Source organism: Enterococcus sp. CR-Ec1, assembly GCF_002850555.1.
In the GTDB taxonomy this organism is placed as follows: domain Bacteria; phylum Bacillota; class Bacilli; order Lactobacillales; family Enterococcaceae; genus Enterococcus_D; species Enterococcus_D entomosocium.
The window spans coordinates 498,383-511,643 of record NZ_CP025223.1 but is presented as its reverse complement, the minus strand read 5'-3'; the positions used below and the strand labels follow the sequence as shown (position 1 = coordinate 511,643).

The window sequence follows — 13,261 nt, the reverse complement described above, 5'->3', positions numbered from 1 at the left end:
ATGGCAGACATGAATTTATTCCAACAATTTCTTTTCTATTTTCAAGAAAATGGCGGCTATGTTTTTGCCCAGTTCATTCGTCACTTCTTGATTTCAATCTACGGGGTACTTTTTGCCTCAATCGTCGGGATTCCAATCGGGATCTTGATTTCTAAAAAAATGCGTTTGGCAGATTGGGTGATTCGTTTCGCCAATATCATCCAGACGATTCCATCTTTAGCGATGATCTCGATTTTAATGATCGGCATGGGCTTAGGTGTGAATGTCGTGATTTTAACGATTTTCCTTTATTCTTTGTTACCGATCATCAAAAATACCTATACCGGCATGCGCCAAGTCGACCGCAATACGTTAGATGTCGGCAAAGGGATGGGGATGACTAGCTGGCAACGATTGTATATGATCGAATTGCCATTGTCTGTTTCGGTGATCATGGCAGGGATTCGAAACGCCTTAGTCGTGGCGATCGGTATCACCGCTATTGGGGCTTTCGTTGGTGCTGGTGGACTGGGGGACATCATCATCCGTGGAACCAATGCGACGGATGGTGCATCGATCATCTTAGCCGGTGCTTTACCAACTGCCTTGATGGCGATCATTACGGATCTTGGATTGAGCTTTATTGAACGCCGCTTAGATCCAGCCAGCCGTACGTCACGCTAAACTTATTTGCAAAAAGCAAAAGCCGTTGTGACCATTTATTGGTCGCAACGGCTTTTTGGGTTTGGTCATTTTTCAGAAAAGCATGCTTCAGACGCTTCCCTTCTTAGGTTTAACGCCCTGCTCTTTTTCGCTATTTATCCATTCCGTATACTTCGACTTCATAGATTCGGGCTGCCGAATCTGCTCCTTGTGTTGGTTTATCGATACTGATTTTTACATATTGCACCTTCTGGACGGCAAACGTATTGGTGCTATTGCCGGCTTCATTTTTCAACGTTCGTGAAACTGGCTCATAGTCTTTGCCATCTTCACTGACGAGCACCGTATACGCCCGCGTATTCATGTCTGGACCTTCTCCACCAGCCTCCGCATGAGCGAGGCGTACTTCACTGACCGTTTGTGGCCGACCGAGATCGATCATCAACTCATGAGGCGCATTGCCTGTCGCACACCACTTCGTACTCAAATCACCATCGAGGGCAAAAGCCGGTGCTTCGGCATCATTGACAAACGATGAAGCAGTTGCTTCGGCATCTTTTGAAAGCAGCAGCAACTCTTTCGGCGCATCAGCAGAAATCGTGATCAATCCCGCCATTTCCAGAGGGGTCTCTCCTGCTTCGTTTTTGGCAACAAGCGTGACTTTGTAGGTACCTGGTTCCGAATAGGTCACTTGGGGATTTTCTTCTGTACTGCTCGTGATATCGCCGCCTTCAAACGTCCATTCGAATGCTTCAGCATTCGCAGATGAGGTATTCGTGAAGGTGATCGTTTCCCCCGGTGCTGCCAAGGTTCTAGAGGCTGTAAAGGCCGCTTTTGGCAGCTGATTGTTCGGCCAAGTGATCTCCACCGTATCTGATAGCTTGCCACGATTGCCATAGCGATCCACTGCCACCACCGCGAACTTGGTTTTCGTCCCTTTTGGACGTTCAACGGCATTCAAATAGTGGTTGGTTGCTGGCGTAGCTGCTAAGAAAGAGCGTGAGCCGTCATCGTTCAATTGGTAGATCTCATAAACCGCAGCTGTCTTGTCCTTGGCAGCTTCCCACGTTAAACGGACACCCGCATAGTTGCCCTCTTCCTCATCAAAGAGCACATCCTCAACCGTCAATGCTTCGGCAGCGAATTTCTCCGCTTTCTGATCTCCGATCGTTAATTGCCCTAAATTCAATTCATAGACATCACTGGTTTCTTTCGTGGTTATGTCGTAACCGATCGCTGTCACTTCTCCTTTGATGTCTTTCAATGAGTAGGTGATCGTCGTCCAGTCTGTTGCGACCTCTTTGTCTCCTTTGATTGTTTGTGTCGAACCATCGGCTAAGGTCACGACCAAATCAAGAGTTGTCGGTACCGTTGCTTTGACAGTCGTTGTTAGCTTCGTCTTTTTCGTCACAGGAAATGCTGTCTGATACAATGCCATGTGACTGGTACTGCCTTTTGTCATCTGTCCACGTAGTTTCAGTGCATTTCCGCCATTGTAGGCATCCGCATAATTGATTGATACAGCCAAATCATTATCTTTTCCATGATCAAAGACCCAACGATAGGTCGGCAAAACAGCTTGCAAGCTTCGGTTGTTCCAATTGCGGCTGGACACTTTTTCTCCGTCGATAAAATAGTTGTAGCCATTACCCAGACTAAAATTCGTCACAAAAGGCAGCTCTGTGATAGCGGTCTGTTCCAGGGCATACGTGGAGATTCCAGGCCACTCTGTCGCTTCTGGCAGCTGGCTTTCCCGAGGATCGCCCGTGTTATTGACCCAAAAAGCATTCTCTTTGCTTTGGAAATCATCCGGCGTACTAGCAGAAGAATAGGTCCAGCTAGGCACATACAGGCCCAATGAGGTATAAGGAACGCCTTTTTCATCCGTAAACAGATCCCAGCGCACAGGCGTTGCATAGCCATTTTCTTGTACATCGATCCCAGCAAAAAGATCGTAAGGATCGACACCGATTTCACGGGCTTTTTCATTGGAGGCCTTCAACAGCTCTTTGTCCGCCAATTTGTCAGTGGTCCACCAGAAATTCAAGAACATACTATCTGCCAATGGGTTCATCTCTGCATCCACTAAATAGGCTTTGTTCTTATCCGTCAACGCGTTTTGCCAATCCATTTTCCCATCACTCGTCATGGAATCATACCACATGATCTCTAAATGCTCGTCGGCTTGTTCTTTGAATTGGGCGATCAGTTCTTGCATCGCTTTGGCGTGGCTTTCATTTAGTCCTTTACCATCAGCCCCCGATTGTTCGACACCTTCCGCTGCATCATCAAAACTAGTGACCGCCGTATCGGTTTCTTGATTGATGAACCAGCCATCAAAGCCATACGTATTGGCAACTTCGATCATTTTTTCTACGATCGGAAAATTGCCGTCCTCATCCTTAGCTAAAAACGTATCTAGCCATTCCAACTTCCCACCATGGGCAGTTTGTGGAAAGAAGATCGTTCCTAAAACCGGCACGCCATTCCTATGAGCAGCATCCGTTACATCAGGACTTGGTGGTACGATAATCCCTTCGCCAGAAGAGCCGCCCCAATAAACCAATTGATCGATGTATTGCCAATAAGAAAAGACATTGGCATCAAAGGTATTGATCCCTCGTGGTGCATTGCCGCTCGTACTGCTATTCATGATCGAAAGCGCTACGACTTTGGTTTCTGCCGTTTGCGTGTCATTCATCTTCGGCAACGTCTCTTTAGCTGCCCGCTGCGCTAATGGAACAACGCTGGTATTATATTTCGCATCTGGATCTTTTTCAAAAGACCATGCCAACAAATCCTCTGGGAACCAATAAGACGACTCCGGTTGATTGTCCATCGCTTTTTCCAACGTACTTTTGGCTGTTTCTTGGTAAACGACTTTTCCAGTTGTCTTCGCCTCACTTTGGGTGCAGCCACCGATTGCCGTTGCCGCTGCCAATACCAACAAAGATACGCCAACTTTACTGATTTTCCTTGTCACACTTCTTCCTCCTTGTTTTACATAAACCCGCCAACATTCCTACACTAAAACGATAACGCTTTCAAAGATAGGAATATAGGAACAAATTAAAGAAATCATGCAACAAATCCAAGAAGGTTGAGTTTAGAAAAAAAAGAGCCTCCTTTTGGGGAAGCTCTTTGGCCCTGCTTACTTCTTACTCCTTTCCAACGAGCGGCAGCCAAACGCGCATTTCGCCTATGCCCCGATTGCCCCATAAATGGTATGGGATCAGTTGCCACGTACGAGGTATGACCGTTTCCGCTCGTTCTTCGTAAAGGGTTGTTCCCGACCATTCTTCGCTTTGGTAGCCTTTGATCGCCAAACGTAAAGTAGTTGGCAACAACGTATCCTCTTTCGCAAAGGTCGCCTCCAGCGCCTGTGGGTCGATGCGGCAACGCCAGAGTGCTTGACCATTGTCGGCTTCTTCTATGCAATACACGAAGGGGCCACGTTGCAATACGACTTGATTGATGTCTTGAATAACTTGAGGATTCGCACGCAAGATTTGCAATGGTTGTTCAAAACGGATATTGGCCGTCACGTTTTCGACTGCCTCAAAGATGATTGCCTCGTTCGTCTCCTGCCATTCGTGTTCACTATCGATTTGAAACTTACTTAGTCCGTTAGGTTTGTGGATGATGAGCGTCTTTGGAATGCCTTGATAGCGAATCGTGAGGTCCTCTGTAAAAGGAAACCCGCCCGTTTGTTCAAACGTAAATTGATCAGGTTCTTCTAAACGGCTTGCTACAAATAAATTCACGTAAAGCTTCTCTTGATCGCAAGTGTAAACCAAGCGCTGCAGCGATGCGACCATCCGTGCAAAATTGGGCGGACAACACGCACAACCGAGCCAATCGGGTCGTTGGGCTTTGACGTGACCTTTGCCAGGATTTTCTTGATCTCGTTGGGGATTGACCTCCAAAGGATTCACGTAGAAAAAGTGTTTGCCGTCAATTGCCGCACCAGAAAGGACGCTATTATACAACGCTCGTTCCATCGTCGCTAAATATTTTGGTTCATTGGTTAGTTTGAACAGCTCAAAAGAAAATTGGACCAATGCAATGGCTGCACAGGTTTCACAATACATCGTATCATTTGGCAAATCATAGGGACCGACAAAGGCTTCCCCGTGAACGGTTGAGCCGACGCCACCGGTCACATACATTTTCTTACAGGCGATGTCTTCCCAAATCGCTTCACAAGCGTCGATTAATGCTTGATCTTGGGTATGCTGGGCGACTTTTGCCATCCCGCTTGCCATATACAGCATTCGTACCGCATGACCTTTGGCTTCATGCTGCTTTTTAGGTTGATCGTAGGCTTGTAAATAGGTGAGGTCTACCCTTGGCGTTTCATCCGATAAGCCATCCGCTTGGTTTTTCAAGATTTCTTTTTCGTAAAAGGCAGGATCTTCCCCACGTACTTCAAGAAAGAAATCAGCGAATGTCAAATAGGTTTGTTTACCGGTGTATTCATACAAACGCACCAGAGCCAATTCGATCTCTTGATGGCCATCAGCACCTTGAATTTTTCCAGGCTCCCGCCCAAAATACGTGCAAATATTGGCGATATTTTTCTCTGCCACGGTCAGTAATTTATCCTTACCTGTTGCTTGATCATAAGCGATAGCCGCTTCGACTAGATGCCCCGCACAATAAAGTTCATGACTGAAATACAACTGACGGTATTTTAACTTCGGTCGAGTCAATTGAAAGAAGGTATTTAAGTAGCCATCCGCTTCTTGCGCCGCAGCAACTAAGTCAATCACTTCATCTACTGTCTTTTCCAATTGCGGATCGCTGGTATTCAACAAGCTATACCCAGCCGACTCGATCCATTTGTAGACATCGCTATCTTGGAAAAACCAGCCAAAATGTTCTCCTTCCATTTGCCCTGCAGCGATGCGAAAATTCGCCAAGGCATGGCTTTTCCCAGCTGGCAAATTAGGATCTTCCCGTTCTGCTTGAACATCTACATCGATTTCATCATTTAGGACTTGGTATTGGTAAGGAATCGTTTCTTTGCGAACAAGCTCTTGGTACCCTTGCCAAAACTCGTCCGTGAGCTGGATCTTGTTTAATGCGAATTCTTTCATTTCGTTCTCCTATTCTTTTATTTTGAGATTTTATGGTAAATGTACGAGCTTAGACAGTCGTATGCTTTTTTTCAGGTAAAAAGACATACGCATCTTTTTGTTTAAACAAATTAAGTTGAAAATAAACCAGCGGTGTAACACCAAATACGAAGAATAAACCCGGTAGTAGGTAGTAGCAACAGCTGATCCCGACCATAAGGACGAAAATTTGACCGGTCAATCCAGGTTTGCCAAGCATTAGAATCAAACTTTTTTTAAGCATGGGTTTCCAAGCTCGTTCGTGTTGAAAAAACCAAAAGAGATTGGCTAAAAAAAGGAGACTAATCACTATCAGAAGTTGGATCAACAAATAAACGGTTGTATCGGCTTCGGTAAAGACATAGTGTCTCATTAGCATCAAGTCAATCGAAAAAAGGGCTGTTAAAGGAAGTATAAAGAGTCCTAATCGATTCATTCTCCAAAAGTTTTTTCGAAAGCTTTTTGCAAAGGACTGAAACAATTTTATCGCATTTGCTTCTTGATATTTTTCATCATTGCAAAGTTCGTAAACCGCATTGGTTGCTGGCAATAGTCCGAAAAGAACTAAGCCGAATAAGGTAAACAGCAGCCAATAGCAATGCAACAGAAATAACAGTAAGCCTTTTTTCCCAATGCTCACATGTAAATCGACTAGCTTATTCATGTACTCACCCTTTCATTGCACCAATCATGACTCCTTTATCAAAGTATTTCTGTAGGAAAGGATAGATCACCAAAATCGGTAAGGTCGAAACAATGATGGCGCCATATTTGATCTGATCTGCATATTGTTGTCCGTAGCCATCACCCAAAGCGCCCGCACCACCTGCAGATGCTTGATTTGATAGTAAAATATCTCGCAGAACGATCTGTAAAGGTTGTTTTTCGTAGTCGCGAATAAATACGAGTCCTGTAAAGAAATCGTTCCAATGTTGGACCAAATAGTAAAGACCCACCACAGAAATGACTGCTTTGGATAGCGGTAGTGCTACAGTAACAAAAAATTTTGCATAGGAGCAACCATCTAGAGCGGCTGCTTCATAGAGACTATCCGGAATGCTTGTCTCAAAAAAGCTTCTTGCAATGATCAAATTATAGACATTGACTGCCGAGGGAATAATAAAGACCCACATACTATCGATCAACCCCACATCTCGATAAAGTAAATACGTAGGGATCAAGCCACCATTGAAAAACATCGTAAAGGTAAAGAGAAACATCAAAAGTTTTCGAGGTTTAAATTCCTTTCTTGATAAGGCAAAAGCTGCGGGTAAAGTAAAAATTAAATTGACCGCCGTTCCTCCTAACGTATAAATCAAGGTATTGCGATAGCCCGTCCAGATCCTAGCATCTTGTAAAATTTTTTCAAAACCAAAAAAGCTGATATTCCTAGGAAAGAGCGTGACTAATCCTTTAGAAACCATGTTGGAATCACTAATTGAAGCGATGACGACAAAAAAGAGCGGATAGACGACAATCAAAAAGATACTCAAGCAAAGTATGATGATCGCTAGGTTAAAAAGAAGATCTGATTTAGGTTTGTTTGTTAGTGATAGATTCATATAGCCACCCCTTTACCATAAACTACGGTTCGTGTATTTTTTCGAAAGACCATTTGCTAAAACTAAAAAGAGAAAATTAATGATGTTATTGAATAGCCCGATCGCTGTTGAATAACTAAATTGACTGTTTAAGATCCCAATTTTATACACATACGTAGAAATGACTTCTGAGACGCTCAAATTCAAACTATTTTGCATCAGGAAAATCTTCTCAAAGCCAGCATTTAAAACCCCACCCATATTCATAATCAACAAAATAACCATCGTTGGCACTAATGCTGGTATATCAACATGGAGGATTTTTTGAAAACGATTGGCGCCATCGATATCTGCTGATTCATAGAGTTGCGTATCGATACTCGAAAGTGCCGCTAAGTAAATAATGCTGTTCCAGCCACAGTGCTGCCAAACCTCAGAAATGACATAGACGGGCACGAACGTACTGTCGCTCCCCATTAAGTTGACAGAAGAATCCAAGTTCAAGAGGTTGACTAAAACACCTGTTTCTGGTGAAAGAAAGACTTGCAATATCCCTACCATCACGACCGTAGAAATGAAGTGAGGTAAATAAACCGCAGTTTGCATGACTTTTTTTCTTTTAGGGTTTCTGATTTGATTGATGATCAATGCCAATAAAATGGGAGCAATGAACCCAAAAATCAGCGTTGTCACACTGATCCGCAACGTATTGACTATCACGGTTTGGAACATCGGGCTTTCGAAAAATTGTTGGAAATACTTGAAACCGACAAATTCGCCACCAGTGAGTCCCTTCGTAAAATCGAATTCCCGAAATGCTAGTTGGATACCATACATTGGTATGTAATTAAAAACCAAAATGATCGCTAATGCCGGTAAAACCATCAACCATAGCTGCCATTGTCGACTGAAATGAGAAAGTAACCGATTATTTTTTTTCACGAGAACTGTGTCCATGATCTTCACTCCTTTGATAGATTTAGGTAAATGGCTGGTCTTTGTTATTCAAGCATGAACTTGCGATTGCTTTACTCAACTCTGACCAGCCTCACCACTCACTTAATTCCCGTAATATTGATCAAATCCTTTTTGAACGATCTCGATATTTTGATCTAAGCCGCTATTTTGCAAGGTTGTGACATATTGCTCCCACTCATCTTCAATGCCACCTTTTGTCACCCATTTAGCAAATTTTGTCATTGCTTCATTGAGGATCGTTGTATTGTTGTTTGCTAGTGTTGTGGCATCCTCATTACTAAATTTCAAGAGATTGAATGGTACTACTTGTTCTTCAGGAACGATTTTATCCACGTAAGGATGCAACACTTCATCTTGGACCTCATTCGCTTTCATATCTGCGCCAAGTTCGACATCAAGAGCGTCTGAAATATACATTGGACTATTGTCCGCCCAAGTTGTTGTCCACTTCCATGTCCCTGGATCGACATTTTCATCCGCAGGTGGCAAGACGCGGTAAGTGTCCCCCTCTTTTTCGATGTTAGTGCCCAATGACCCAAACAATGCTTGGATTCCGATTTCTGGATCGTATAGCGCATTGACGAATTTTAAGGCTCCGTCCATATTTTTGGTTTGAGAGGAAACAACGGCAAAGTTTACCCCATAATTAAGCGAGGTTTCATAGCTCCATGTCGGTTCCACTCCAGCTTTTTGAATCAATGGTGCCATTGATGTATATTGATCTGCTAACTGATTACCAAATCGGTCTGAAGCTTCCCAGCCCCAAGTAAAACCGACTTTTGCCGTCTCGCCTTCTCCTCTACCAGTGGACTGATAGGCACTATAATCTTGAGAAAAAGCCTTAGGATTAATCAAGCCAGCTTCCCAGCACTTGTTCAAAAATTCCACTGTTTCTTTGTAACGCTCATCAACAAAGAAGTTGCCTACCTGTCCATTTTCAGCAAAGTAGCCGGTATTTCCTCCTTCTGAAACAACGATACCCGTACTTGCTAAAAGCTGCATTGGTTGGAAATAGCCAAAACCGCCGGTTCCAACTGGACTCCAATCCATTGGAATTTCATCGCTAGCATCCCCATCTCCATTCGCATCGTTTTCTTTGAATGCGACCAACACTTCGAATAGTTCATCCCATGTTTCAGGTACGTCTAACCCAAGATTGTCCAGCCACGTTTGATTGATATATTGACGAGAAGCAGATTTAGGCCAAAAACGCTGGTATTTTGGTAAGCCATAGATCTCTCCATTCAGTTGAGTAGCAAGTGCTTTTGTTTCTGGTTTTTCTTCAAACATCTTTTGAACATTTGGCAGGGCATCTAAGTGATCAGATAAATCGGTGAACAAGCCAGGAAACTTCGCAAATTCCGCATCCGTCACAACATTTGGTCCCAGAATCAAATCGGGAATATCTCCAGAAGCCAACATTGGGGCTTTTTTCTGATCCCAATCAGCGGAAACTTCCTCCCACTTTATGGTCAGCTCAAGTTCTTCTTCTAGTTTGTTCAACCACTCAATATCTTTGTTCTTTTGCGTCAAGCCATGCTTTACCACTAACACATTTAACTGGTTGCTTGACGACTCTCCATCTCCCTCACTTGAAGATCCTCCCCCGCATCCAGAGAGCAATCCGATCAATGCTGCGGAACAAAACACCAAACCTAATTTTTTCATTTTCTCATCCCTTTCACTCTTGTTACACTAAGTATAACGTCGAAAATGAAAACGCTTTTATTAACAATTTTTACTTCTACTCTCTTTTTTTTACTCGCCAACCATTTTTACATGATTCGCTTCATTCATAGTCCATAATGTTGCGGTTAAACTGATATGGAGAGATTCCTACACGTTCTTTAAAAACACGGAAAAAATAATTATAGTTCGCAAATCCGCTTTGCCTTGCGACTTCATTGACACTACAAGACGAGATACTCAACAATAATTTTGCATAATCGATCCGCAACTCAGACAAGTATTTTGAAAAAGACTGTCCCCATTGCTGCTTAAACACCCTACTTAAATAGGAATAATTTAAATCAATCGCTTCGGCGCAGGTCTGCAAGCTGATCGGTTCTTTGAAGTGTTGATGAAGATAAAGAATACATTTTTTTACCGGCTCGTCAACAGGCTTAAAGACTTCTTTTTGGAAATTTTTTACACTTAATGAAATGGCTTCAAAAAAATCTGCTTCGATTCTTAGTAACGTATCGAACTGTTGATAATAATTGATTTGAATCATCGTTTCCATCGGCTGTCTAAAGCTATTACTCATCGCTAAACTGATTTGAAAATCAATTTGTGCAATTAGCTCTAAGGCCAGCGAACGTGCGACCCGTTTTTCTCTTATATACTCAAACAGTTTTTTACTATAATATTCGATGTTTTCTGGTTCGATGTATTTGGTATAAAAATAGATTTTTTTCAGATACAAAGCGATCTCATGCTGTTGAAAGACGTTTTTACTGCATTCTTGGCTTGAAAAATGCAGCAACTCATTCGGACGTGAAAAAAAGAGTAAATCTGAGATTCGTTCATCGCTCTTAAATAGTTCTAATACCTCCGACAGTTGATTGCTTACTGGGGATCGCAGGAGAAAAAGTTCAACATCTAGTAAGCGCTTAGCAGCATGGTAGCACTTGGTTTTGATCGTTTCCAAGTAATCATTGATCGCTTTATAGGATTTGATTTTTGCAAACGAGTAAAGCATAAAAAGCTTCCCATCATCAGTCACGAAAGAGAGCATTTCTATGGTTTCTTTCTTTGTGTCTAAAATCAATTGCTCTAAAACAGCGCTCACTTTTCGTTTATACTTTTCTTTGTCCCAAACATTTTTGCTGATAGAGATAGGTATCATAACAAGTCCTACCATTTTTTCAGTTACAAAATGCGGATACTGTTGCATCAAGAAGCTTGTATTTCCATGAAAAAAGTCTCGTAGAGAGGGTGTCTCGTAAGCAGGCGCAGCCATTGGCTCGTCTGTAAAAAAATTGATTTTTTTCAGCGCTTCCGAAATCACTTCCTCGCTCAATTCATGTTTCAAAAGATAGTCAACGACCCCATATTTCATGCTACCACTCGCATAATTAAAGTCGGCGTAGCCACTCATCACGATCACTTTAGTCGTGCGATCGATCAGTTCCAATTGTTCTAAAAAGGCTAAGCCATTCATAATTGGCATATTCATGTCTAAAAAAATGAGATCTACAGAATAAATCTCCAAATAATTTAACAACTCGTAAGGATTTGCCGTACTGAGTACAATTTCAAATTGAGGGAAATTTTGTAAAATAGTACTTATTTTGTTGCGTGAAATCAACTCATCATCTAAGAGGGCTATTTTCTTCATCGTCTTTTTCTCCAATCATAGGAAGCTCAATAATGACTCGGGTGTAAACCCCTAACTCTGTTTCATATGTGATCCCATAGTCTGGACCATAGTAGAGCTTGATTCGTTTATCGATATTATGGATACCAATTTTCGAATAGTGTTTTCCATTGCTTTTTTCTCGCTCGTTTATCTGTTTTATCGCTTCTTCTGTTAGTCCATTGCCATTATCTTCAACCATTAAACAAAGCTTATCTCCCTTTTTTTCTCCACTTATTTTTATTTGCCCTTTTTCGCTATTCGTTCCAACAAAATTGTGCAAAATGCTATTTTCAACAATGGGTTGCAAAATAAATCGAAGGATACGGCAAGATAAAATCGCTGGATCAAGCGCCCAATGAACATCAAAGCTATCAATATAGGCAACTTTTTGGATGGACACATAGCTTTTGACATGGGCTACTTCTTCAGACAAAGGAATCAAGTCTTGTCCCTTATACATCGTGGCATGCAACAATGATACAAGTGATTTCGAAAGATGGGCAATATTGTTAGCCTGTTGTAATTCAGCCATCCAGGTAATCGAGTTTAGCGTATTGGACAGAAAATGGGGGTTGATTTGAGCTTGTAGAAAGTCGATTTCAATTTCTTTTTTCTCTTTTTCTCTGGCTTTATTTTCTTCCATTAAAGTATTGATATTGGCAACCATCGAATTAAAGACTATACTCATTTGTTTTAATTCGTCATTTCCTTGAATCTCAACAGTGGTCGATAAGTCCTTATTCTTGACCCGCTCCATTGCTTGGTTTAATTGATCGATTCGTTTCGACAGTTTTAATATAATCAGCGTAGCCACAAAAATACTCATGCTGACGATCACGATACACAGGAAAATCATCAGTCGCAAATTCTGTGTCAACGGTCCCAAAAATGGTTTTTTGGGGAGATGGAGATGAAACCACGCTTCGACTTCTTCACTATAGAATGATTTCTCATACAAATTGGCTTGGTCTTCATCAATGGTGCCAACTTCAGCAAGCACCGTTTGCTTTTGATCTAACAAGGCGATCTGCGTCCCAGCTGGGAGGTTTTCTAATTGATCATTAAGAAACTCGCTTGTATGAAGAAATCCCACCAAGTGCCCTAGGACTACTTGCCCGACTTTGATTTCATTTTTGATATAAACAGTCGAATCATCAATTTCTCTTGCATAAGCGGCCTCATTGGTGTAACCAATCAACGTTTCTTCAACAACTGGATCAACTAACCCAAACGACATCAACCGATTTTCTTTGGAATAAATCGCCATTCCCAGCAAATAAGGTTGAAATTGATACAATGGTTCCACGATCTCCTTCAATTCCATGGTCAGTTTGATGCTCTCAAAGGTGTCTCTCGTAATCCGTGGTTGTTCACTGGCCTCTTTCAACGTGTCGTAGCCATCCATAATCAATTTATAATTGATATGATTAAGATCCGTACTGATCGTATGGATATTACGTAAAATAGAGACCTCGATCTCTTTCGCTTGGATCTCCATATTTTTATCAATGATCTTATTCGCGGTATTAGAAAAAAAGAGAATGATCAGTGACGAAGTAACGACATTCGCAATAATGATCGTTACCATAAGTTTCATTTTTATCTTCAATCGCTTCACACTT

At 42.1% G+C, this 13,261-nt stretch carries 9 protein-coding genes; 1 reads left to right on the top strand and 8 read right to left on the bottom strand.

Going from position 1 to position 13,261, the window contains the following annotated elements; all coding sequences use genetic code 11:
• Positions 1 to 663, top strand: coding sequence for an ABC transporter permease (locus CXM95_RS02450; protein ID WP_005227316.1), 663 nt, complete (start codon positions 1 to 3; stop codon positions 661 to 663).
• Positions 664 to 793: 130 nt separating this feature from the next.
• Here the strand turns inward: CXM95_RS02450 and CXM95_RS02445 are convergent, their stop codons facing one another.
• From CXM95_RS02445 to CXM95_RS02410, 8 genes are all read right to left on the bottom strand, one after another.
• Positions 794 to 3,625, bottom strand: a complete 2,832-nt coding sequence (locus CXM95_RS02445) for an endo-beta-N-acetylglucosaminidase (protein WP_086299058.1) — start codon at positions 3,623 to 3,625, stop codon at positions 794 to 796.
• Between the two features lie 175 nt (positions 3,626 to 3,800).
• Complete coding sequence (locus CXM95_RS02440; protein ID WP_086299057.1) at positions 3,801 to 5,741, bottom strand: glycoside hydrolase family 127 protein; 1,941 nt, start codon at positions 5,739 to 5,741, stop codon at positions 3,801 to 3,803.
• A gap of 49 nt (positions 5,742 to 5,790) precedes the next feature.
• Positions 5,791 to 6,423 (bottom strand): DUF624 domain-containing protein, encoded by a 633-nt coding sequence (locus CXM95_RS02435; protein WP_086299056.1) that lies wholly within the window; start codon positions 6,421 to 6,423, stop codon positions 5,791 to 5,793.
• 4 nt (positions 6,424 to 6,427) lie between these two features.
• On the bottom strand, positions 6,428 to 7,321 hold the full coding sequence (locus CXM95_RS02430; protein WP_016609627.1) for a carbohydrate ABC transporter permease: 894 nt from the start codon (positions 7,319 to 7,321) through the stop codon (positions 6,428 to 6,430).
• Positions 7,322 to 7,333: 12 nt separating this feature from the next.
• On the bottom strand, positions 7,334 to 8,257 hold the full coding sequence (locus tag CXM95_RS02425; RefSeq protein ID WP_016609626.1) for an ABC transporter permease: 924 nt from the start codon (positions 8,255 to 8,257) through the stop codon (positions 7,334 to 7,336).
• A gap of 102 nt (positions 8,258 to 8,359) precedes the next feature.
• A complete protein-coding gene (locus CXM95_RS02420; protein ID WP_086299055.1) occupies positions 8,360 to 9,946 on the bottom strand; it encodes an extracellular solute-binding protein in 1,587 nt (528 codons plus the stop codon).
• Between the two features lie 121 nt (positions 9,947 to 10,067).
• On the bottom strand, positions 10,068 to 11,618 hold the full coding sequence (locus CXM95_RS02415; RefSeq protein WP_086299054.1) for a response regulator transcription factor: 1,551 nt from the start codon (positions 11,616 to 11,618) through the stop codon (positions 10,068 to 10,070).
• Complete coding sequence (locus tag CXM95_RS02410; protein WP_086294500.1) at positions 11,593 to 13,236, bottom strand: sensor histidine kinase; 1,644 nt, start codon at positions 13,234 to 13,236, stop codon at positions 11,593 to 11,595. The genes CXM95_RS02415 and CXM95_RS02410 overlap by 26 nt, the downstream gene beginning before the upstream one ends.
• Positions 13,237 to 13,261: the final 25 nt, after the last annotated feature.

Excerpts from the sequence above, each read along its gene's own strand:
- CXM95_RS02435 (WP_086299056.1), bottom strand. The coding sequence starts at position 6,423 with ATGAATAAGCTAGTCGATTTACATGTGAGCATTGGGAAAAAAGGCTTA.
- CXM95_RS02430 (WP_016609627.1), bottom strand. The coding sequence starts at position 7,321 with ATGAATCTATCACTAACAAACAAACCTAAATCAGATCTTCTTTTTAAC.
- CXM95_RS02440 (WP_086299057.1), bottom strand. The coding sequence starts at position 5,741 with ATGAAAGAATTCGCATTAAACAAGATCCAGCTCACGGACGAGTTTTGG.
- CXM95_RS02410 (WP_086294500.1), bottom strand. The coding sequence starts at position 13,236 with ATGAAACTTATGGTAACGATCATTATTGCGAATGTCGTTACTTCGTCA.
- CXM95_RS02420 (WP_086299055.1), bottom strand. The coding sequence starts at position 9,946 with ATGAAAAAATTAGGTTTGGTGTTTTGTTCCGCAGCATTGATCGGATTG.
- CXM95_RS02450 (WP_005227316.1), top strand. The coding sequence starts at position 1 with ATGGCAGACATGAATTTATTCCAACAATTTCTTTTCTATTTTCAAGAA.
- CXM95_RS02425 (WP_016609626.1), bottom strand. The coding sequence starts at position 8,257 with ATGGACACAGTTCTCGTGAAAAAAAATAATCGGTTACTTTCTCATTTC.
- CXM95_RS02415 (WP_086299054.1), bottom strand. The coding sequence starts at position 11,618 with ATGAAGAAAATAGCCCTCTTAGATGATGAGTTGATTTCACGCAACAAA.